The organism is Nonomuraea roseola, assembly GCF_039535395.1.
Classification (GTDB): Bacteria; Actinomycetota; Actinomycetes; order Streptosporangiales; family Streptosporangiaceae; genus Nonomuraea; species Nonomuraea roseola.
Genome location: NZ_BAAAXC010000013.1, coordinates 123,834 through 145,113, shown reverse-complemented (window position 1 = coordinate 145,113; position 21,280 = coordinate 123,834). Strand labels below are relative to the sequence as shown.

At 71.1% G+C, this 21,280-nt stretch carries 20 protein-coding genes and 1 pseudogene; 12 read left to right on the top strand and 9 right to left on the bottom strand.

Annotated elements, in window-relative coordinates; genetic code table 11:
- Positions 1 to 64 precede the first annotated feature (64 nt).
- Genes ABFX55_RS17345 through ABFX55_RS17335 form a run of 3 tightly spaced genes read left to right on the top strand, consistent with a single transcriptional unit; the run spans position 65 to position 1,783 of the window.
- Positions 65 to 589, top strand: coding sequence for a D-glycero-alpha-D-manno-heptose-1,7-bisphosphate 7-phosphatase (locus ABFX55_RS17345; protein WP_183661761.1), 525 nt, complete (start codon positions 65 to 67; stop codon positions 587 to 589).
- Positions 586 to 1,527, top strand: coding sequence for a glycosyltransferase (locus ABFX55_RS17340; protein ID WP_346122237.1), 942 nt, complete (start codon positions 586 to 588; stop codon positions 1,525 to 1,527). The genes ABFX55_RS17345 and ABFX55_RS17340 overlap by 4 nt, the downstream gene beginning before the upstream one ends.
- A 16-nt stretch (positions 1,528 to 1,543) precedes the next feature.
- Positions 1,544 to 1,783 carry a WhiB family transcriptional regulator gene (locus tag ABFX55_RS17335; RefSeq protein WP_183661757.1) on the top strand — a complete coding sequence of 80 codons (240 nt, stop codon included), beginning with the start codon at positions 1,544 to 1,546 and terminating at the stop codon, positions 1,781 to 1,783.
- A gap of 76 nt (positions 1,784 to 1,859) precedes the next feature.
- Here the strand turns inward: ABFX55_RS17335 and ABFX55_RS17330 are convergent.
- The 3 genes and pseudogenes from ABFX55_RS17330 to ABFX55_RS17320 all read right to left on the bottom strand — a co-directional run.
- Positions 1,860 to 2,003, bottom strand: a pseudogene (locus tag ABFX55_RS17330) (ATP-binding cassette domain-containing protein); the annotation flags it as partial.
- Between the two features lie 81 nt (positions 2,004 to 2,084).
- On the bottom strand, positions 2,085 to 3,242 hold the full coding sequence (locus ABFX55_RS17325) for a serine hydrolase domain-containing protein (protein ID WP_346122235.1): 1,158 nt from the start codon (positions 3,240 to 3,242) through the stop codon (positions 2,085 to 2,087).
- Between the two features lie 52 nt (positions 3,243 to 3,294).
- Complete coding sequence (locus ABFX55_RS17320) at positions 3,295 to 4,278, bottom strand: hypothetical protein (protein WP_346122233.1); 984 nt, start codon at positions 4,276 to 4,278, stop codon at positions 3,295 to 3,297.
- A gap of 257 nt (positions 4,279 to 4,535) precedes the next feature.
- Here ABFX55_RS17320 and ABFX55_RS17315 point away from each other — a divergent pair, with 257 nt between their 5' ends.
- The gene (locus tag ABFX55_RS17315) at positions 4,536 to 5,255 is read left to right on the top strand and encodes a GbsR/MarR family transcriptional regulator (protein ID WP_346122231.1); all 720 of its coding nucleotides are present in this window, start codon (positions 4,536 to 4,538) and stop codon (positions 5,253 to 5,255) included.
- A gap of 186 nt (positions 5,256 to 5,441) precedes the next feature.
- Here the strand turns inward: ABFX55_RS17315 and ABFX55_RS17310 are convergent, their stop codons facing one another.
- From ABFX55_RS17310 to ABFX55_RS17295, 4 genes are all read right to left on the bottom strand, one after another.
- Positions 5,442 to 6,035 (bottom strand): MBL fold metallo-hydrolase, encoded by a 594-nt coding sequence (locus ABFX55_RS17310; protein WP_346122229.1) that lies wholly within the window; start codon positions 6,033 to 6,035, stop codon positions 5,442 to 5,444.
- Between the two features lie 202 nt (positions 6,036 to 6,237).
- Entirely contained in the window at positions 6,238 to 6,765 is a 528-nt protein-coding gene (locus ABFX55_RS17305) for an RICIN domain-containing protein (protein ID WP_346117807.1), read from the bottom strand.
- A 225-nt stretch (positions 6,766 to 6,990) separates the two neighbouring features.
- Positions 6,991 to 8,595 carry an ABC-F family ATP-binding cassette domain-containing protein gene (locus ABFX55_RS17300; protein WP_346122228.1) on the bottom strand — a complete coding sequence of 535 codons (1,605 nt, stop codon included), beginning with the start codon at positions 8,593 to 8,595 and terminating at the stop codon, positions 6,991 to 6,993.
- Between the two features lie 131 nt (positions 8,596 to 8,726).
- On the bottom strand, positions 8,727 to 9,500 hold the full coding sequence (locus ABFX55_RS17295; protein ID WP_346122226.1) for an SDR family NAD(P)-dependent oxidoreductase: 774 nt from the start codon (positions 9,498 to 9,500) through the stop codon (positions 8,727 to 8,729).
- Between the two features lie 84 nt (positions 9,501 to 9,584).
- Here ABFX55_RS17295 and ABFX55_RS17290 point away from each other — a divergent pair, with 84 nt between their 5' ends.
- Positions 9,585 to 10,157 carry a TetR family transcriptional regulator gene (locus ABFX55_RS17290; protein WP_346122225.1) on the top strand — a complete coding sequence of 191 codons (573 nt, stop codon included), beginning with the start codon at positions 9,585 to 9,587 and terminating at the stop codon, positions 10,155 to 10,157.
- A gap of 77 nt (positions 10,158 to 10,234) precedes the next feature.
- Here ABFX55_RS17290 and ABFX55_RS17285 read toward each other — a convergent pair whose 3' ends face one another.
- Positions 10,235 to 10,711: a peptide deformylase gene (locus ABFX55_RS17285; protein WP_346122223.1), complete on the bottom strand. Its 477-nt coding sequence runs from the start codon at positions 10,709 to 10,711 to the stop codon at positions 10,235 to 10,237.
- Between the two features lie 493 nt (positions 10,712 to 11,204).
- Between ABFX55_RS17285 and ABFX55_RS17280 the strand changes: the two genes are divergently transcribed.
- The 7 genes from ABFX55_RS17280 to ABFX55_RS17250 all read left to right on the top strand — a co-directional run bounded on the left by ABFX55_RS17280 (position 11,205) and on the right by ABFX55_RS17250 (position 20,710).
- A complete protein-coding gene (locus tag ABFX55_RS17280; RefSeq protein WP_183661743.1) occupies positions 11,205 to 12,515 on the top strand; it encodes an MFS transporter in 1,311 nt (436 codons plus the stop codon).
- 140 nt (positions 12,516 to 12,655) lie between these two features.
- Positions 12,656 to 14,596 carry a molybdopterin oxidoreductase family protein gene (locus tag ABFX55_RS17275; RefSeq protein WP_346122524.1) on the top strand — a complete coding sequence of 647 codons (1,941 nt, stop codon included), beginning with the start codon at positions 12,656 to 12,658 and terminating at the stop codon, positions 14,594 to 14,596.
- Entirely contained in the window at positions 14,593 to 15,993 is a 1,401-nt protein-coding gene (locus ABFX55_RS17270; RefSeq protein WP_183661741.1) for an FAD-dependent oxidoreductase, read from the top strand. The genes ABFX55_RS17275 and ABFX55_RS17270 overlap by 4 nt, the downstream gene beginning before the upstream one ends.
- Complete coding sequence (nirB, locus tag ABFX55_RS17265) at positions 15,990 to 18,422, top strand: nitrite reductase large subunit NirB (RefSeq protein ID WP_346122221.1); 2,433 nt, start codon at positions 15,990 to 15,992, stop codon at positions 18,420 to 18,422. The genes ABFX55_RS17270 and nirB overlap by 4 nt, the downstream gene beginning before the upstream one ends.
- Before the next feature lie 19 nt (positions 18,423 to 18,441).
- Positions 18,442 to 18,786, top strand: a complete 345-nt coding sequence (nirD, locus tag ABFX55_RS17260; RefSeq protein ID WP_183661738.1) for a nitrite reductase small subunit NirD — start codon at positions 18,442 to 18,444, stop codon at positions 18,784 to 18,786.
- Positions 18,783 to 19,949: a uroporphyrinogen-III synthase gene (locus tag ABFX55_RS17255; protein ID WP_346122219.1), complete on the top strand. Its 1,167-nt coding sequence runs from the start codon at positions 18,783 to 18,785 to the stop codon at positions 19,947 to 19,949. The genes nirD and ABFX55_RS17255 overlap by 4 nt, the downstream gene beginning before the upstream one ends.
- A complete protein-coding gene (locus ABFX55_RS17250) occupies positions 19,946 to 20,710 on the top strand; it encodes a sirohydrochlorin chelatase (RefSeq protein ID WP_346122217.1) in 765 nt (254 codons plus the stop codon). The genes ABFX55_RS17255 and ABFX55_RS17250 overlap by 4 nt, the downstream gene beginning before the upstream one ends.
- Here the strand turns inward: ABFX55_RS17250 and ABFX55_RS17245 are convergent.
- Positions 20,617 to 21,168 (bottom strand): hypothetical protein, encoded by a 552-nt coding sequence (locus ABFX55_RS17245; protein WP_346122215.1) that lies wholly within the window; start codon positions 21,166 to 21,168, stop codon positions 20,617 to 20,619. The two genes, ABFX55_RS17250 and ABFX55_RS17245, sit on opposite strands and share 94 nt — an antisense overlap.
- Positions 21,169 to 21,280: the final 112 nt, after the last annotated feature.

The following is a 21,280-nucleotide window of genomic DNA, read 5'->3' as shown; positions in this document are numbered from 1 at the left end:
CCGGGAGAACCGCTACCGAGAGAAGCGCTTGTTAAACACAACGTGGACGGGGCAGCGGCGGAACATGCTCTCTCGTCGACCGACCGCGGCGGTACTCTTCGACCGCGACGACACGCTGATCAGAGACGTGCCGTACAACAACGACCCGAAGCTCGTGGAGCCCATGCCGGGTGCTCTCGAGGCGCTGAGGACGTTGCGCGACCGCCGTATCCCGGTGGCCGTGGTGACCAACCAGTCAGGCGTGGCCAGGGGGCTGATCACGCCCGACGAGCTGCACCAGGTCAACGAGCGCGTCGAGGAGCTGCTCGGTCCCTTCGACGCGTGGGCCATCTGCGTCCACGGCGAGGACGACGGATGCGTGTGCCGCAAGCCGGAGCCCGGGCTGGTGCTGCGCGCGGCGGGCACGCTCGGCGTCGAGCCCGCCGACTGCGTGGTCATCGGAGACATCGGCAGGGACGTGCAGGCCGCGAGGGCCGCAGGGGCCAGGGCCATCCTCGTGCCCACCCCGCGCACGCTGCCCAGCGAGATCGCGGCCGCCCCCGAGGTCGCCCACGACCTGCGCGAGGCCGTCGAGTGGGTGTGCGCATGAACATCCTGCTCTGGCACGTTCACGGCTCATGGACCACCTCGTTCGTCCAGGGGCGGCACACCTACCTCGTCCCGCTCGTCCCCGGCAGGGGGCCCGACGGGCGCGGCAGGGCCACCACCTTCGACTGGCCCTCCTCGGTCAAGGAGGTGCCCTTCGACCGGCTACGCGACGAGAACGTCGACGTGGTCGTCTACCAGCGCCCGCACGAGATCGAGCTGGCCCGCTCCTGGCTCGGCAGATCGGTGCCGGGCATCTACGTCGAGCACAACACGCCGAGAGGCGACCCGCCCGCCACCCGTCATCCGCTGGCGGGCCAGTCGGCGATCCCGGTGGTCCACGTCACCCACTTCAACGCCCTGTTCTGGGACAACGGGACGGCTCCCGTCCGCGTGATCGAGCACGGCGTCGTCGATCCAGGGCACCTCTACACCGGCGAGCTGCCGCGCGCGGGCGTGGTCATCAACGAGCCGATCCGCAGGACGCGCGTGGCGGGCACCGACCTGCTGCCCGCCTTCGAGGTGCCGATCGACCTGTTCGGGATGAAGGCGGACGGCCTGCCGTACCCCGCCTACGACCTCTCCCAGGCCGAGTTGCACGCCGCGCTGGCCCGGCGCCGCGCCTACCTGCACCCCTACCGCTGGACCTCGCTCGGCCTCTCGCTCATCGAGGCCATGATGCTCGGCATGCCCGTCGTGGCGCTGGCCGCCACCGAGGCCGTCGAGGCCGTTCCCGCCGACGCCGGCGTCCTGTCGACCAAGCTCCCCGTGCTGGTCGAGGCGCTGTCCGCGTTCGTCTCCGACCCCTCCCTGGCGAGCCAGTACGGCAAAGCGGCTCGTCAGGCGGCTCTCGCTCGGTACGGAATAGCCAGATTTATTGCCGATTGGGACAGTTTGCTTGGTGAATCTCCGGGTACCGAGGGTGCGCACGACGCCATCTGACCAGGTCTGGAACCTTATGTTCATCCTCGACCGCTCGCGCCGGGCCGCCTGCCTGGACGAGGACCCAGAAATCTTCTTTCCCATCTCGCTCGAGGGCGCGGGACACGCGCAAGTCGAACGCGCCAAGTCCATCTGCGTCGGCTGCCCCGTCAGGCAGCCCTGCCTCGACTACGCACTGGCCACCAGGCAGACGGACGGCGTATGGGGTGGCACCACCCCCACCGAACGCCGCACCCTCCTGCCGCTGGCCTCCTGACAGGCAAGCACCCGAGCCCCGGGGCCTTCGCCCCGGGGCTCGGGTCGCGCGCGCCCTCGCCCAGGCGGGCGGAGGCGACCTCGGTGGTCTTGCCGGCGCCGTTGGGGCCGAGCAGGGCGAAGACGGTGCCTGCGGAGATGTCCAGGTCGACGCCGTCGAGGACGAGGTGCTCGCCGTACGCCTTGCGCAGGCCGGTCACGGAGATCGCGAGGTCGGTCATGGTCGAGTTCCTTGAGGGCCGGTTACGGACTCGGGGCGGCGCCTTCCCTGGCCGCCCCCGAGTGCTACGGCGTGGTCGGGGTCATCGGGGCGAGGCCGGGCAGAACTCGGCCGACAGCATGTCGTCGAAGACGCTCAGGCCGTTCCAGTCGCCGTTGACGTGGCTGACCAGCAGGTGCTTGCCGTCGCGGGAGCCCATGGCGTACGTCCACGAGCCGTAGGTCGCCCCGCCGATGCCCCAGACCGTCACGTCACACGACAGCTTCTGGGAGAAGAGGCCGAGCCCGTAGCGGGTGGAGGGGATCCACGGCGGGCCGCCCTCGGTGGCGACGGTGGTGAACATCTCCTTCTGCTGGGCGGGCGGCAGCAGGCCTCCGGTCAGGAGCGCCCCGACGAAGCGGTGGAGATCGCCGGTGGTCGAGACGACGCCGCCGGCGGCCCAGGCGAAGGACTGGTTCATCTCGGTCGCATCGTGGATCTTGGGGTTGGCGTCCTGGGAGAACAGCGTGGAGTAGTGCCGGGGGTGCGCGCCTCGGATCTTCGCCTCGTCGCCAGGCAGGTAGGTTCCGGTCAACCCCAGCGGGCGGGTGATCCGCCGCGTGAGCTCCTCGCCGTACGTCCTGCCGGTCGCCTTCTCGACGATCATGGCGGCCAGGAAGTAGTTGGTGTTGGAGTAGCCGAAGCCCTCGCCCGGCTGGAAGTAGGGCGGATGGGCCAGGCCGATCTTCACCAGCTGCTCGGGGGTGTAGGTGTCGTAGCGGTGCTCGAACCAGGCCTCGCCCATTCCCTTGGCGAAGAACTCCTCGTCGTTGCCGTAGTTGTAGATGCCGCTGGTGTGGTTGAGCAGCTGCCGGATGGTGATCTCGGTGCCGTCGTAGCCGTCGCCTGCGACCAGGCCGGGCAGCCACCTGTCCACGGTGTCGTCCAGGCTCAGCCTGCCTTCGGCGGCCAGTTGCAGGACCACGACCGCGGTGAAGGCCTTGGTGGCGCTGCCGACGCGGAAGCGCTCGTGCGGCTGGCGCTTGCGGCCGGTCCTGGTGTCGGACACGCCTGCCGAACCGAACCACCTGCCGCGGCCGTCGCGGATGTCGGCGACGATGCCGGGGGCGCCGCTCCTGGCCACGGCGCTGTCAAGAACACGTCGCACCTCGGGATGGCCGGGAGCGGGGGCCGCGGGGGCCGTCATGGCGGTCCCTGCCGCCGTCACCGCGGCGAGGAGCAGGGAGAGGGGCTTGGTCATGGTGATTCCTCCATTGAGTGGATCTTGAAAAGGTCGGGCGGTTCCAGGTGATCTAGCGGTGGGACTGCCCGGCCGGGATCGGTGCGACGGCGACGCGCTGGGCGGTGACGATCACCCATGCGGCGGCCGTCGCCGTGACCAGCAGCACCGCGGCGGCGGTGGTCAGGGTCGCCATGTCCGGGTGGATGAGGGACTGCCCACGCCCTGCCTGCCAGGTCACGGTCGCGACCAGCCCGGCGTAGCCGAGGGCCGCGGCGCCGACCAGGCGGGCGCGGACCTTCTCCTCGCGCAGCCAGGCGTGCCTGCCGGCCAGGACGGCCAGGGCGGCGGCGAGCAGGAGGAGCACCTGGATGCCGTGCAGGGCGAAGAAGTGCGGGACCCTGAAGTCGCCGCCGGTCACGCTCCAGCCGGTGAGGGGCATGCCGTGGCCGTCGGGGTCGCCGATGCCGTGCCCTTGGTACATCTGCACGGGCTCGCCGTTGGCGTCGGTCACCGTACGCGGGTTGATCTCGGCGACCATCCAGTAGATCGGCACGAGCATGCCGAAGGTGGCCAGTGCGAGCCCGGCGCGGATCGCCCTGTTCAGGGCAGGTCCGCCGGTGCGCTGGATCAGTACGACCACCGCGATGACCAGCTGGGCGATGAGGATGACCATCACGCCGTAGGTGAGGACGGGGACCAGGGCCAGGGTGACCGGATCGTTCTGGTTGGCGTTGAAGTGACTGATGGTGCCGCGTGCCGCCTGGACGGTGATCGTGGCGACCTCGATGATCGCGGCCAGCGCGAAGACGGTGCCGACCCACCACCCCAGGCGTCCTCCCTTGCGCAGCTTGGTCAGCAGCCACGCCAGCGTGCCGGCGTAGAGGGCGAAGGCGAAGCCGAACTTCAACGGCTTGACCCACACCGACTCGTCGAGCAGGGTCCGGTCGTCCACCGCGAGCCCCACGCCGGCGGCCAGCACGAGGCCCAGCATGAGGAGCGCGCAGACCACCAGGGGACGGTGCCAGGTGCGCACGGGGGTGAGGAAGGAAGTCATGAGGGGGCTCCGATCACGGCGACGGGAAGGGGGAGGTCCCGATCGCGTCGCTTGTTTGCGAATAACTAAAAGCTAACTTGCTTTCAGTGATTCGTCAATTAAGAAAGCTGGAGAAATGGCAATTGCGCAGGTCAAAGGCAACTTGTTTTGCAATGGCGGTGAAAGCGAATGCAAATCCAGCACCGAGTCGCTTGCAATGGAGTGTTGGCGAACGCAATACTGGCCACACCGGAAGACGTGAGACGGAGGCAGGACCGATGCCCGGAGGCAGACTGACCCACCAGGACCGGCAGAAGATCGCCGAGGGGCTGGCGGAAGGACTCACCTACACCGAGATCGCCGGCCGTCTTGACAGGCCCATCTCCACCGTCACCCGGGAGGTGGCCCGCAACGGCGGCCCCGGCGGCTACCGCGCCGACCAGGCACAGCGGGCGACCCAGGGGCGCACTCGCCGCCGCAAGCCGACCCCGGCCCCTCCGGCCGTCACCGACTCACACGGGCGCGACCCCGGGGCGGTCCACGAGCTGGAGGAACGGTTCACCGCGATGATGGTCGGCACGGGCCTGCCGCGGATGACGGCCCGGGTTCTCACCTGCCTGTACGTCACCGACGGTGGCAGCCTGACCGCCGCCGAGCTCGTCCAGCGCCTCCAGGTCAGCCCCGCCTCCATCTCCAAGGCCGTCGGCGAGCTCGAACAGCAGGAGCTCATCAGGCGCGAACGCGACCCCCGCCGGCGGCGCGACCGGTACGTCATCGACGCCGACGCCTGGTTGCGCGGCTGGATGGCCAGCGCCCGCCAGAACACCATGCTGGCCGACATCGCCCGCCAGGGCGCCCAGGTCCTCGGCGCGACCACCCCCGCCGGTATCCGCATGCAGGACATCGGCCACTTCTTCGAGCACGTCGGCCAGGCCATGATCCAGGCGGCCGAGGAGTGGCGGCAGGCCTACGCCGCGAAGCTCACCGCGAACGGCTGACACAGCGCGGCGACGGCCGTCGGAACTGGTCACCTCTTCGACATTCGCTCAGGTCGCCTCTGGCGAAAGTCCCCTCAGAACCGGGGGCCGGAGTGTCGCCGAAGGCGAGCCGGTCGACGATGGCGGCACAGGGGCGGGGGCCGGTGAAGGTCTCGGTCCAGCCGCTGACCTCGGCGTTCCGGAGCGTCAGCGCGGAGTGCTCGCCGTCGGGGTGAAGGGCGCGCCGTGGCCGGGGACGATGACGTCGGCGACGGCCAGCACGCGCTCCCTGCTGGCCCGCAGGAGGGCGCGGTCGATGGTGACAGGGTCGTCGGCGGGGCCGTCGGCCCGCCACCACAGGTCACCGGCGAAGGCCACGACGCCCTCGGCGGTGCCGGCCAGCAGGGTGATGTCCTCGGCGCTGTGGCCGGGGGTGGCGATCAGCCTGAGCGACGGGGAGAACTCGTACCCCTCGGCGTCCCTGCTCGTCCAGTCGTGGCCACGGTAGATCGCCTTGTGGTCGTGGATCCGTGCCTGGCCGAACAGGCCGACGTTGAGGATGTTGTCGGGGTGGTGGTGGCTGAGCACCACGTCGGTGATGTCGTCCGTCTTGAGGCCGAGGTCGGCGAGCGCGTCGACGATCACCGACTGGCTCGCGACCATGCCGGGGTCCACCACGATCCTGAGGTCGCCCTCGGTGACGTAGGACACGGTCGCGGCCACGCCGGGCCCCGTGGAGGTGGTGTAGCCGGTGGCGAGGATATGGAAGGCGGCCCTACGGCCGGTGGGTGCGTCGGTCATGGAAAGCAGTCTGGCGACGGCGCCCGCCAGGAAACAGTGGCCGGAACACCCATGACCGTGGGTTTCGTGCCAAAAGCTCGCTCCGTCGTCGCCTGTGCCCCGCAGGGGGCCACCGCGCTGGAGTGGAGGGGGGAGGGAGGGCCGGGACCGGGCGGGTGAGCCCGGGTCGCGCGGCCCTTGGTGTGTCCGGTGTGGCCGGCGGTCAGGCCAGGGTGTCCTGCACCTTGATCTGCCCGTCGTAGATGACCCACTTCTGGTTGGCGTTGTTCATGCACTTCCACAGGCGGACCTTGGTGCCGTTGGCGCGGGAGTTGCCGACGTCCAGGCACATCGGGCTGGCGGTGTCGATGGTGTCCTTGATGACGATCTCTCCTCTCCTGATGACCCAGAGCTGGTTGGTGTTGCTCACGCACTGCCACAGCTGGACCTGGGCGCCGTTGGTGCGGGCCTTGGTGGCGTCCAGGCACATCGGGGTGGCGGTGTCGGCGGTGTCCTCGACCTTGATCAGGCCGTTGTCGATCACGAACCTCTGGTTGGCGTTGCCGACGCATTGCCACAGCTGGACCTTGGTGCCGTTGGTGCGGGATTTGGTGGCGTCCAGGCAGACGGGGGAGTCGTGGGTGAGGGTGTCGGGGGCGGGCAGGTGGGCGGCGGCCGCGGCGGGCAGGACGGTGGACGCGCTCACGACGGCGACGGCGACGCCGGCCAGTAGATGGCGAGCAAGCAGCATGGTGCCTCCTGGGCAGGTGTGATCAGAACGCGAACACCATCCCGCAACTTAATGTGATTGACCAGTTGCGTTTGGTTAATGTCTGGTCATCCACGCAATTCATCGGCATTCCCCGCCTGACCCGACCGGGCCGGCCGGGTCAGAGTCGCACGCCCCCGCCGCAGCAGCGGCGCTCACCGAGCGCCGGTCCGGCGTTCGGGGCCTGGCGCCGGTGGGCCGAGCCCGTCACGCCAGGCTGATCAGGTCCGCGTAGCCCGCGTTCCAGAGGTCCTCCACGCCGTCGGGCAGCACCAGCACCCGCTCGGGCCGCAGCGCCTCGACCGCCTCCTCGTCGTGCGTGACCATCACCACCGCGCCCTTGTACGCGCCCACCGCCGTCAGCACCTCCGCGCGCGAGGCCGGGTCGAGGTTGTTGGTCGGCTCGTCGAGCAGCAGCACGTTCGCCCCCGAGCTGACCAGCCCGGCCAGCGCCAGCCGCGTCTTCTCCCCGCCCGACAGCACCCCCGCGGGCTTGTCGACGTCGTCGCCGCCGAACAGGAACGAGCCGAGGATGTTGCGGGCCTCGCCGTCGCTCAGCCCCGGCGCGGCCAAGGCCAGGTTCTGCCCGACGGTACGGGCCGGGTCGAGCGTGTCGTGCTCCTGTGCGAAGTAGCCGAGCCGCAGACCGTGACCGTGCACGACCCTGCCGGAGTCGGGCGTGAGCCGTCCCGCGAGAATCTTCAGCAGCGTGGTCTTGCCCGCGCCGTTCAGGCCGAGCACCACGAGCCGCGCGCCCCTGTCGACGGCCAGGTCCACGCCGGTCAGGACCTCAAGGCTCCCGTAGGACTTGCCGAGGCTGACCGCACCCAGTGGGACGCGTCCGCTCGGTGCGGGCTCGGGCAGCCGGATCCTGGCGACCTTCTCGGTACGGCGGGCGGGCTCGACCCCCGCCAGCATCCTGTCGGCGCGGCGGGCCATGTCGCGAGCGCGTACGGCCGTGGCCACGTTGGACCGCATCCTGTCGGCCTGGGCGCGCAGCGCGGCGGCCTTGCGCTCGGCGGCGGCCCGCTGCCGTACCCTGCGACGCTCGGCGGCCCCGCTGTCGGTGAGGTAGGTCTTCCAGCCGGTGTTGTGCACCTCGATCGCCGCCAGGTCGGCGTCCAGCCGCCAGACCCTGTTGACCACGTCGGCCAGCAGGTCGGTGTCGTGGCTGATGACCACCAGGCCGCCCTGGTAGGAGGCGAGGAAGGAGCGCAGCCACGCGATGGAGTCGCCGTCGAGGTGGTTGGTCGGCTCGTCCAGCAGGAGCGTGCCCCGTTCGGCGAACAGGACCCTGGCCAGCTCGACGCGCCGCCGCTGGCCGCCCGAGAGGGTGCCGAGCGGCTGGGCCAGCAGCCGGTCGGGCAGGCCGAGACCCGCCGCGACCCTCGCCGCCTCCGCCTCGGCGGCGTATCCGCCTCGGGCCTGGAACTCCGCCTCGGCCCTGACGTAGCGGGCCATGGCCGAGTCCGAGGGGAGCTCGGCGAGGGCGAGCTCGGCGAGGGCGAGCTCGGCGGCGCGCAGGGCGCGGACGGCCTCGTCCATGCCACGGGCCGACAGGATGCGGTCGGTGACGGTGAGTGAGGGGTCGGCGGCCGAGGGATCCTGGGGGAGGTAGCCGACGGGGCCCGTGCGGACGACGGTGCCCGCGGCGGGCCTGCCCTGCCCCGCCAGGATCCGCATCAGCGTGGTCTTGCCCGCGCCGTTGCGGCCGACCAGGCCGACGCGGTCGCCGGGGGCGATGTGGGCGGTGATGCCCGACAGCAGCAGACGCGCGCCGACGCGCACGTCGACATCACGAAAGGTAATCATGAAGTAACGCTCCGGATAAGCTCTTGGACACACGGGTGGTACGAAGGCGGGTGTCCGAGCTAAGAGATCCGGGGCGTAGACATGTCCACCAGGCTAAACGCACCTTCGGCCTGCGCGCACCCGGTTTTCGGTCAGGCCAGGCTGGCGCCGCCGTCCACGGTGAGCACGGTGCCCGTCACATAGGCGTTGGCCATCACGAACAGCGCGGCCGAGGCCGCCTCCTCGGGCGTGCCGAACCTGCCGAGCGGCAGCGTGGCGCCGTGCTCGGCGACGGCCTGGTCGCCCGCGCTGTCATGGCCCGCGCCGAAGGCGCCCCTCGACAGCGGGGTGTCGAAGATGCCGAAGCGGATCGTGTTCACACGCAGCCGCCTGGGCGCCAGTTCGACGGCCAGCGCCCTGGTGAGGCTCTCGACCGCGCCGAGCGCCGCGACGGCGGCCGAGACGCCGGGCAGCGGCCTGGTCGCGTAGACGCCCGAGCTGAACGTGATCGACCCGCCCGCGGGCAGCCTGCGCGCGGCCAGGCGGGCGGCGGTGTAGGCGCCCCACACCCTGCTGTCGACGTGGTGGCGGACCTCCGGGCCCGGGGTCGACTCCAGTGCTCCTCCGCCGAAGCCGCCCGCGGTCACCAGCACGTGGTCGACCGTTCCCGCCAGCTCGAAGGCGCGCTCCAGCGACCGCTCGTCGCTCACCTCGGCGCTCACGCCGAGCGCGTCGCCGCCGACGCGCCTCACCGCCGCGTCCAGCCGGTCCTGGTCGCGGCCGACGAGGACGACGCGCGCGCCCACCGAGGTCAGCAGCGCCCCCGCGGCCATGCCGATGCCCGAGGAGCCGCCGATGATCACTGCGGTACGGCCGGCCAGCGCCTGGGGAAGCGGGGAGGTGGACGGTACCGGAAGAACGGACATGAGAACTCCTAAATAAACCAGACGTTTGGTTTAGAGCCTGGCCGAGGTGCGCCGGAATGTCAACCGACTGGTTTAATTCACGGCATGAGCTACGACGCGGAGGACACCAGGCGGCGCATCTTCGAGGCCGCGACGGCCGAGTTCGCCGCGTACGGCCTGGCCGGTGCGAGGATCGACCGCATCGCCACCTCCGCCGAGGCCAACAAGCAGGCGATCTACCTGTACTTCGGCGGCAAGGAGAAGCTGTTCGGCGCGGTGGTGCGGGCCAAGCTCGACGAGATCTGCCACGCCGTGGAGATCGTGCCGAGCTCGCTGCCCGAATCGGTCGGCCAGCTGTTCGACTGGTACCAGGAGCACCCCGAGCTGGTCAGGCTGCTGCTGTGGGAGGCGCTGGAGTCGGGCGGCGAGCGGGTGGAGGGCGAGGAGGAGCGGCGCGAGACCTACGAGGGCCACACGGCCGCGCTGGTGGCGGGTGGCGTCGAGTCGAGGACCGCGGCCCAGGACCTGCTGTTCACGGTGCTGGGGCTGGTGGCATGGAACTTCTCGGTGCCGCAGCTGCGCAGGCTCGTCCTCGACGAGCCCGACGCGGCCAAATCGCTGGCCCGCCGCAGGGCCACGGTCGTCGACCTGGCCCGCCTCATCGCCGAGCGGGCCTGACCCGGGCCGAGCGCCAGGGGAGGATCACCTGGGCCGAGCGCCCGGGGAGGATCACCCGGGGCGAGCACCAGGGGAGATCAGCGAGCCATCTCCATGAAGCGGTCGCGCTCGTCGTCGGCCAGGCGGTCGACGAACAGCACGCCGTCGAGATGGTCCACCTCGTGCTGCAGCACCCTGGCCAGTGTCCCGATGGCCCTGACCGTCACTGGCTTGCCGTACATGTCGCGACCGCGCGCGGTGACCCCGAAGGAACGCTCCAGCGGCCACCACAGGCCGGGCGCCGACAGGCACGCCTCGTCGGCCACGATCGTGCGCTCCGACAGCTCCAGCCGCGGGTTGACCAGGTGCCCCGCCCTGCCGTCGTAGTCGAAGACGACCACTCTGGCCTGCACCCCGATCTGCGGCGCGGCGAGCCCGGCGCGCCCCGCGCCCTGGCGCATCGTGAGCGTCAGCGCCTTGACCAGACTGCGAAGCTCCTTGTCGAACGCGGTCACCGGCTGCGCGACGGCGCGCAGCACAGGATCGTCGAAAGCGCGGATGCGCTGCACGGCCACGGCAACTCCCCGAGAACGTTGTCGTCGTCCAGGAAACGATTCCCATTGCGGCGCGGGACGAACCGTCGCTCGCCCCGCGAACGAACACGAAACGGCGGATCGCACGGGGGCCCGGCCGAGGGAAAGGGCGCGACCGGAGTACACGATCTGTTCCACCGCTCTTTCGCGCTGCTCACAGGGGCGAGGGCGAGGAGTGGGTGAGGAGGGGGCGAGCGCGGCGGCCGCGGCCACATGTGGCGCGAGCGCCATGACCTCGGTGACGACGGCGCCGTCCCGATCCGGCCCGAAGGGCGGCTCGCCCGAGGAGGGGAGAGTCCGCCCGCCGATGCGGAGGGCGCGCCCTGGCGCGGTGTTAACACCGTGTTGCGCAGGTGAAACACATGCATTGATTGTTACGGCGGTGAGTGACATGTAACCGGCGCACCGTCACACATCGTCAAGGTGCGTAACCCGACCTTCCTACGGTCGAGATCCCCGAACCGTAGGAGGAACGATGGCGCGCTGGATCGCCGACTGGCACCCTGACGACCCCGCATTCTGGGAGCGGGACGGCAAGCGGGTGGCCAGGCGCAACCTGGCCTTCTCCATCCTGGCCGAGCACGTGGGCTTCACCGTCTGGACGCTGTGGAGCATCGTCGCGGCCAAGATGGGCGCCTTCGACTTCACCACCGACCAGCTGTTCTGGCTGGTGGCGCTGCCCAACCTGATCGGCTCCGCGCTGCGGATCCCCTACACCTTCGGCCCCGCGAGGTTCGGCGGGCGCACCTTCACCGTGGTGAGCGCGCTGCTGCTGCTCATCCCCGCGGTGCTGCTCGGCGTCGCGGTCAGCGACCCCGGCACGCCGTACTGGGTGTTCCTGGTGATCGCGGCGACAGCGGGCTTCGGCGGCGGCAACTTCGCCTCCAGCATGGCCAACATCACCTACTTCTACCCCCAGCACAAGCAGGGCTCGGCGCTCGGCCTGAACGCGGCGGGCGGCAACATCGGCGTCAGCTCCGTGCAGCTGGTCATGCCGCTGGTGATCGGCGCGTTCGGCCTGGCCGCCGCCGGCTGGTTCTGGGTGCCGTTCGTCGTGGTGGCAGCCGCCTGCGCCTGGTTCTTCATGGACAACCTGGCCAGCGCCAAGGCCAGCCCCCGGGAGCAGTGGGCGGTGGCGGGCAAGGCGCAGACGTGGGTGATGTCCTTCCTCTACATCGGCACCTTCGGCTCGTTCATCGGCTACTCCACCGCCTTCCCCCTGCTGGCCAAGAGCCTGTTCCCCGGCTCGGCGTGGGCGGCGGTCGCCTTCGTCGGCCCCCTGCTCGGCTCGCTCATCAGGCCGGTCGGCGGCTGGCTGTCCGACCGCCTCGGTGGCGCGCCCGTCACGCTCTGGAACTTCGCCGCGATGGGCGCGGGCGTCGTCCTGGTCTGGCTGGCCAGCGCCTCGGGCAGCTTCTGGCTGTTCTTCCTGGCCTTCCAGACCCTGTTCGTCACCGCCGGCATCGGCAACGGCTCGACCTACCGCATGATCCCGGCCATCTTCCAGGCCAAGGCCGCCGAGCAGTTCGGCACCGGCGAACAGGCCCTCCTGTACGGCAAGCGCCAGGCCTCCGCCGCGATCGGCATCATCTCGGCCATCGGCGCGTTCGGCGGCTTCCTCATCAACCGCGGCTTCGGCATGTCCTTCGCGGCGACGGGCAGTCCCGCCGCCGCCTTCGTCGCCTTCGGCCTGTTCTACGCGGCCTGCTTCGCCGTCACCTGGTGGTGCTACACGCGCACGGTCGGCGTCGCCAGGCTCCCCAGCCTCGCCCACGCCCGCGTCTGAAACTTCTCACTTGCGCGGTGAGCCGCTGTTAGCACGTTAGTAACAGAAGGGACCCCGGTGTGAAACGGCCTAAAAGCACCATCGATCGCGTGACTTCTCCTACGCTCACCCATTGCCCGTACTGCGCGCTGCAGTGCGGCATGTCGCTGACCGTGGGGGAGCGGGTCACGGTCGAGGCCACCGACGCGCTGTGCCAGAAGGGCTGGACCGCCGCCGAGCTCCTGTCGAGCCCGGACCGGCTGACCACGCCGCTGCTGCACGGCCGTCCTGCCACCTGGGAGCAGGCACTCGACCACGTGGCCTCCCGCCTGAGCGCGGTGCGCTCCGAACACGGTCCCGACGGCGTGGCCGTGTTCGGCGGCGGGGGGCTGACCAACGAGAAGGCCTACCAGCTGGGCAAGTTCGCCAGGGTCGCGCTCGGCACCAGCCAGATCGACTACAACGGCCGCTTCTGCATGTCGTCGGCGGCGGCCGCCTCGGTCAGGGCGTTCGGCGCCGACAGGGGGATGCCCTTCCCGCTGACCGACCTGGCGGCGGCCGACGTGGTGCTCCTGGCGGGCGGGAACGTGGCCGAGACCATGCCGCCGATCGTCAGGCACCTCACGCGACCCGACCTGATCGTCATCGACCCCAGGCGCACCGCGACCGCCAAGCTGGCCGCGCTGCATCTGCAGCCGACGCCGGGGACGGATCTGGCGCTCGCGCTCGGCCTGCTGCACGTGGCGATCTCCGAGGGGGCTCTCGACAGCGAATACATCGCGCGTCGCACGTCCGGTTTTGAAGCGGTTCGAATTTCGGTGTCGGAATGGTGGCCCGAAAGGGTCGAGCGGGTCACCGGCGTTCCCGTGGCTGCCATCCGCCAAGCCGTACAAATGCTGAAAAATGCAGATAAAGCGGTGGTGTTGACGGGCAGGGGGGCCGAGCAGCACGCCAAGGGCACCGACACCGTCACCGCGTTCATCAATCTCGCGCTCGCCCTCGGCCTGCCCGGCACGCCGGGCTCCGGCTACGGGTGCGTGACCGGACAGGGCAACGGGCAGGGCGGCAGGGAGCACGGCCAGAAGGCCGACCAGCTGCCCGGCTACCGCAAGATCGACGACCCCGCGGCCCGCGCTCACGTCGCGGCCGTCTGGGGCGTCGAGCCCGGCACGCTGCCAGGCCCCGGCCGCTCGGCCTACGAACTGCTCGACGCGCTCGGCACCTCCGAGGGGCCCAAGGCGCTGCTGGTCTTCGGCTCGAACCCGGTCGTCTCCGCGCCCAGGTCCGCGCACGTCACCGAGCGGCTGAAGAGCCTCGACCTGCTGGTCGTCGTCGACTTCGTGCTGAGCGAGACCGCGCGCCTGGCCGACGTGGTGCTGCCGAGCACGCAGTGGGCCGAGGAGAACGGCACCATGACCAACCTGGAGGGCAGGGTCCAACTGCGGCGCAAGGCCGTCGAGCCGCCCGAGGGCGTGCGCTCCGACCTGGAGATCATCCAGGAGCTCGCGTTGCGGATGGGCCACACCTGGCCCGCCGAGCCGCGCGAGGTCTTCGACGAGCTGCGCCGCGCCTCGCAGGGCGGCACGGCCGACTACTCGGGCATCACCTACGAGCGCGACGGCCTGTTCTGGCCCTGCCCCACCCCGGAGCACCCCGGCACGCCGCGCATGTTCCTCGACCGCTTCCACACCCCCGACGGCCTGGCCAGGTTCGTGCCCGTCACGCACAGGGCGGCCGCGGAGGAGGCCGACGCCGACTTCCCCGTCTACCTCACCACCGGCAGGGTCCTGGCCCACTACCAGTCGGGCGCGCAGACCCGCAGGATCGCCCCGCTGGTCGAGGCCTCGCCCGAGCCGTTCGTCGAGCTCCACCCCGACCTCGCCGAGCACCTGAGCATCGGCGCGGGCGACCTCGTGCGCGTCAGCAGCCGCAGGGGCGCCACCGAGGGCGTGGCCAGGATCAGCGAAGCCATCAGATCCGACACCGTTTTCATGCCCTTCCACTGGGAGGGCGCCAACCGCCTCACCAATCCCGCACTCGACCCGACCTCACGGATGCCGGAGTTCAAGGTGTGCGCGGTCAGACTGGAGAAGGTCGCATGAGGCTCATCGTGATCGGCAACGGCATGGCGGGAGCGCGCCTGGTCAGCGAGGTGCGCGCCCGCGACAAGGAGATCAGGGTCACCGTGTTCGGCGCGGAGACCTGGCAGCCCTACAACAGGGTGCTGCTGTCGAACGTCCTGGCCGGGAGCTCGGGGCCCGACCAGGTACGCCTGCTGGATCCCTCCTGGTACGGCGAGCACGGCGTCGAGGCGGTCCTCGGCACCCCCGTCGTCCAGATCGACAGGGAGACCAGAACGGTGATCGCCGAGGACGGCCGGCGCGTGCCGTACGACGTGCTGGTGCTGGCCACGGGCAGCAGCGCGGTCGTCCCGCCGATCCCCGGCGTCGAGCGGGCCATCCCCTTCCGCACCCTCGACGACTGCCAGGAGATCCTGGCCGCCAGCCGTACCAGCTCCAGAGCGGTCGTGGTCGGCGGCGGGCTGCTCGGCATCGAGGCCGCGCGCGGCCTGGCGGGCCGCGGCCTGCCGGTCACGCTGCTGCACCTGGCGGGCCACCTCATGGAGCGTCAGCTCGACGCCGAGGCGGGGCTGGTGCTCGGCGAGACCCTCGCCGGCCTCGGCGTGGAGATCCGCACCGGCGTGAGCGCGGCCGAGGTGCTGCCCGAGGGCGTCAGGCTGGCCGACGGCACGCTGGTCGAAGGCGACCTCGTGGTGCTGGCCTGCGGCGTGCGGCCGGAGACCGAGCTGGCCGCGCAGGCGGGCCTGGAGGTGCGCCGCGGTGTCGTCGTGGACGACGAGCTGCGCACCGACGACCCCGCCGTCTTCGCGATCGGCGAGTGCGCCGAGCACGACGGCGTCGTCTACGGCCTGGTCGCGCCCGCGTGGGAGCAGGCCGCCGTGGTGGCCGACGTGATCACGGGCACGGCCAAGGACGCCCGCTACCGGGGCTCGCGCATGGTCACCAGGCTCAAGGCCAAGAGCGTGGAGCTGGCCGCGATGGGCGAGACCCACCTGACCGAGGAGCACGCGGAGGTGGTGCGCTTCAGCCACAGGGCGCGCGGCACCTACCGCAAGCTCGTCATCCGCGAGGGCCGCCTGGTCGGCGCGATCCTGCTGGGCGAGAGCGCCGCCGTGGGAACGCTCACCCAGCTCTTCGACAGGGGAGGGCCGTTGCCCGGCGACAGGGCCGGGCTGCTCTTCCCCGGTGCCGGGGGAGCGGCGGTGGCCGACAGCCCGGTCAGGATGCCGGACTCGGCCAAGGTCTGCCAGTGCAACAACGTGACCAAGGGCCAGATCAGGGCGTGCTGGGAGTCCGGCGCGCGAGACGTGACAGCGGTGGCCGCCGCGACCAGGGCCACGACGGGCTGCGGCACCTGCCGCGACGCCGTCGAGGGCATCGTCGGCTGGCTGTGTGAGCAAGAGGGGGTTTCCGCGTGAAAAGGCTTGTCGTGGTGGGCTACGGCCCGACGGCGCACCGGCTGGTCGAGACCCTGCTCGGCAGGGGGTTCGACGGGCACGTCACCGTGTTCGGCGAGGAGCCGCTGCCCGCCTACGACAGGGTGGCGCTCACCTCCTACCTGCAGGGCGTCACCCTGGAGGAGCTGGAGTACCCCGAGCTGCCGGGTGTGGTGACGCGGCTGTCGTCCAGGGTCACCGGGATCGACAGGGCGGCGAAGGTCGTCACGACCGAGGACGGGCACGCCGAGCCGTACGACACCCTGGTGCTGGCCACGGGGTCGGCGCCGTTCGTGCCGCCGGTTCCGGGGGCCTCCGGCGCCTTCGTCTACCGCACGATCGACGATCTGGAGCGCATCAGGCAGGCCGCCTCCGGAGCCGTGCGAGGCGTGGTCGTCGGCGGCGGGCTGCTCGGCCTCGAGGCCGCCGACGCGCTGCGCGGGCTCGGCCTCGACACCCACATCGTGGAGCTCAGCCCGTGGCTGATGCCGCGCCAGGTGGACGAGGGCGGCGGCTCGGTGCTCAAGGGGCACATCTCCAACCTCGGGCTGAGCGTGCACGCGGGAGTCTCCCTGGCCTCGATCGAGCCGGACAGGGTGGTGCTCAGCGACGGCGGCGTGATCGACGCCTCCGTGGTCGTCTTCTCGGCGGGCATCAAGCCCCGCGACGAGCTGGCCAGGGACTGCGGTCTCGAGGTGGGAGCGCGCGGCGGGATCGTCGTCGACGAGGGCATGCGCACCGCCGACCCCTCGATCTACGCGGTGGGCGAGTGCGCGCTGGTCGGCGGCATGGTCTACGGCCTGGTCGGGCCCTGCTTCACCCAGGCCGAGGTGGCCGTCGACCGGATGCTCGGCGGCTCGTCCGCCTTCCAGGGCGCGGACCTGTCGGCCAAGCTCAAGCTGCTCGGTGTCGAGGTGGCCCAGTTCGGCGCGATGGAGGGGGCGCTCGACGTCACCTACATGGACCCTGTGGGCGGCGTCTACAAGAAGCTGTTCATCTCCGACGACGCGCGGACGCTGCTCGGCGGGATCTGCGTGGGCGACGCGGCGCCGTACACCACGTTGAAGCCCTTCGTCGGCAAGCCGCTGCCCGCCTCCCCCTCCGACCTGCTGTTCACGGGGTCGGCGGCCGCTCTCGATCTGCCCGACGACGCCCAGGTCTGCTCCTGCAACAACGTCACGGCCGGCGCGGTGCGCGAGGCGATCTGCGACGGCGTCTGCGACGTTCCCGGGCTCAAGGCCTGCACCCGCGCGGGCACCACCTGCGGCTCGTGCGTGCCCATGCTGAAGCAGCTGCTGGAGAAGTCGGGCGTCGAGCTGTCCAAGGCCCTGTGCGAGCACTTCGAGCACAGCAGGGCCGAGCTGTTCGACATCGTCCGCGTGCGCGGCGTCACGACCTTCTCCGAGCTGATCGCCATGTGCGGCAGGGGCAGGGGCTGCGATATCTGCAAGCCGGCCGTCGCCTCCATCCTCGCCTCCCTGCACAACGGCCACGTGCTGGACGGCGAGCGGGCCGCGCTGCAGGACACCAACGACCACTTCCTGGCCAACATCCAGAAGAACGGCACCTACTCCGTCGTCCCGCGCGTCCCGGGCGGCGAGATCACCCCGGAGAAGCTCATCGTCGTCGGCGAGGTGGCCCGCGACTTCGGCCTCTACACCAAGATCACCGGAGGCCAGCGGATCGACCTTTTCGGCGCCCGCGTCGAGCAACTGCCGCAGATCTGGAAGCGCCTGGTCGACGCGGGCTTCGAGTCGGGCCACGCGTACGGCAAGGCGCTGCGCACGGTGAAGTCCTGCGTCGGCTCCACCTGGTGCCGCTACGGCGTGCAGGACTCCGTCGGCCTGGCCATCGCCCTTGAACTGCGCTACCGAGGCCTGCGCTCCCCGCACAAGCTCAAGTCGGCGGTGTCGGGCTGCGCCCGCGAGTGCGCGGAGGCCCGCTCCAAGGACTTCGGCATCATCGCCACCGAGCAAGGCTGGAACCTCTACGTGGGAGGCAACGGCGGCTTCAAGCCCCGCCACGCCGACCTGCTGGTCTCCGACGTCCCCACCGACGAGCTCATCAGGATCATCGACAGATTCCTGATGTTCTACATCCGCACCGCCGACCGGCTGCAGCGCACCGCCGCGTGGGTGGAGTCGCTGGACGGCGGCCTCGACTACCTCAGGTCGGTGATCGTGGACGACTCCCTCGGCATCTGCGCCTCGCTGGAGGAGCAGATGGAGCGGCACGTGGCCACCTACGTCGACGAGTGGCGCGCCACCATCGAGGACCCCGACAAGCTCAGCAGGTTCGTCAGCTTCGTCAACGCGCCGGGTGTCCCCGACCCCTCGATCGTCTTCGAGACCGAGCGCGACCAGATCAAACCCGTGCTGATCCCCCTCGACCGCCTCGGCTCGCCCGCCTGATCGCAAAGGAGCACCACAGATGACAGTCGCCGAACTGCCCGCCCGCGTCTGGGTCGCCGTCTGCGCCTACACCGCCCTGCTGCCGGAGCGGGGGGCGTGCGCGCTGGTGGAAGGTCACCAGGTGGCCCTGTTCCGCACCTTCGACGGCGACGTCCACGCCATCGCCAACCTCGACCCCTTCACCGGCGCCAACGTGCTCTCCCGCGGCATCGTCGGCAGCAGGGGTGAGGAGCCCACGGTCGCCTCGCCCATGCACAAGCAGGTCTTCTCGCTGGTCACGGGGGAGTGCCTGGACGACCCATCGGTGAGCGTGGCCACCTACCCGACCAGGGTGACCGACGGCAGAGTGGAGGTGGGGCTTTGATCGCCCCGGCCGCGGAAGAGGCGGGATCCCCGGAGACCGCGCCCGACGCGCTGGCCGGGTTCACCATCGGGGTGACCGCGACCAGGCGGCGCGAGGAGTTCTGCGCGCTGCTGGAAAGGCGCGGCGCCCGCGTGGTCAGCGCCCCGGCGATCAGGCTCGTGCCGCTGGCCGAGGACACCGACCTGCTCGCCGCCACCCGCCGCAGCCTGGAGGCGCCCGTCGACGACGTCGTCGTCACGACGGGCGTCGGCTTCCGCGGCTGGATGGCCGCGGCCGAGGGCTGGGGGCTGTCGGCGGAGCTGTCGGACCACCTGACCCGCGCCAGGCTCCTCACCAGGGGTCCCAAGGCCAGGGGAGCGGTGCGCGCGGCCGGTCTCAACGACCACTGGACCCCCGCCACCGAATCCTGCGAGGAGGTCAAGCAGCACCTGCTCGCCCAGGACCTGCGCGGCCGCCGCATCGCCGTGCAGCTGCACGGCGAGCCGCTGACCGGCTTCGTCGCCGAACTGCGCGAGGCGGGCGCCGACGTCATCGAGGTGCCCGTCTACCGCTGGCTGCCCTACCGCGACACCTCGCCGCTGCGCCGCCTGGTCACCCAGTCCATCGCGGGCGGCGTGGACGCGGTGGCCTTCACCAGCGCGCCCGCCGTCCTGGCGATGCTCGGCGCCGCCCGCGCCGACGGGCTCGAGGACGCGCTGCTCGCCGCCTTCGGCGGAAGGGTCGTCGCCGCGTGCGTGGGCCCGGTGACCGCGCAGCCGCTGGTGGCCAAGGGCGTGCCGGTGCTCCAGCCGGAGCGCTCCAGGCTCGGCGCCCTGGCCAGGACCCTCGCCAGGCATCTGCCGGCGCACAGCGTGACCAGGCTCGTGGCGGGAGGTCACGAGCTGGAGATCCGCGGCCACGCCGTCGCCGTGGACGGCGAGCTCAAGCCGCTGCCACCCGCGCCGATGGCCGTGCTGAAGCGCCTTGCCGACAAGCCGGGGCACGTGGTGCCCCGTTCGGAGCTGCGGACCGTGCTGCCGGGCGGCTCCTCGCGTGACTCGGCCGAGCACGCGGTCGAGATGGCCGTCACCAGGCTGCGCAGGGCGCTCGGACCCGGCGGCATCGTCGAGACCGTGGTCAAGCGCGGCTACCGGCTGGCCACCCACCGCGGGGAAGGCCTGTGACGGCGTCGGCGCGGGGCACGCTGGTCATCGCCGCGCACGGGACCAGGAGCGCGGCAGGGGAGGAGACGCTGGCCAGGCTGACCGCGGTGGTGCGCGGCCTGCGGCCGGGACGGCGGGTCGAGCTGGCCTATCTCGAGATCAGCAAGCCGCTGCTGGCCGACGTCCTGCCCTGGCTGCCGGGCCCCGTCACCGTCGTGCCGCTGCTGCTGGCCGGCGGCTACCACGTCCACATCGACCTGCCGGACGTCGTGGCGCGCACCAGGCCGGACGCCGCCGTCGCCAGGCCGCTCGGTCCTGACCCGCTGCTCACCCACGCCCTGGCCCGCAGGCTCGCCAGAGCGGGTCTGCGCCCGGCCGACGCGGTCATCCTCGGCGCCGCTGGCTCCTCCGACCCCGCCGCCCTCGCCGACGTGCGCGCCGCCGCCAGACTGCTGGCCGTACGGCTGTCGCGGCCCGTCACCGCCGCCTTCGCCACGGGAGGGCAGCCGGCGGTGGGAGAGGCGCTGGACCGCATGCGGCACGGCCCAGCCCCTCGTGTCGCGCTCGCCTCCTACCTGCTCGCGCCAGGCTTCTTCCACGACAGGCTGTCGAGCGCCGGCGCCGACCTGGTCACCGAACCGATCGGCGCCGATCCCGACCTCGCCGCCCTGGTGTGGGCGAGGCACGATCAGGCGGCGGGCTCCAGCCGCAGCCCCTTGACGATCTCCTCGGCGCCGGCGTCCCTGGAGGGACCCGCGTCCGCGCCGACGAACATCTCGTAGTAGGCGTGCTGGAAACAGCCGGCGAGCAGCAGCCTCGCGCTGCCCACGGGATCGACTGACGGCGCCACCCTGCCGAGCCGCTGCTCGGCCTCGAGATAGCCCGCCAGAGGAAGGATCTCGGCCATCGGGCCGAGACCGGTGTCGCGGACGGCCTCGCGGAAGCGGACCGTGACCGCGGGGGAGGTGAAGGCGGGCAGCGCCGCCGACTGGACCTCCAGGTAGTAATCGATGCCCGCCCGTGCGATGGGGAGCAGGTTGTCGCTCACCTGTCCCTTACCCACGAGGTGGGACAGGTTGTGCAAGATACGCAGCCAGAGCGGAAGGCGGTCCTGGAGCAGCGCCAGGAAGAGGTCGACAGGGCCTCCGCCACGCTCCTCCCTCAGCGACAGCGCCATCTCGAGCACGCGCCGCCTGGTCTCCTGACTTCTCTGGTGCGGGTCCACATGGGAAGTAGCCATGGTTGCCCTAACGTGCGCAGTCACCTGGATAGGTTCAACGTGGCCGTGCCGATATTCAATGCAGTGACAGAGCTGTGTTTCTCCTGGTCATGTCATTCGTGCGAGTTGGCGT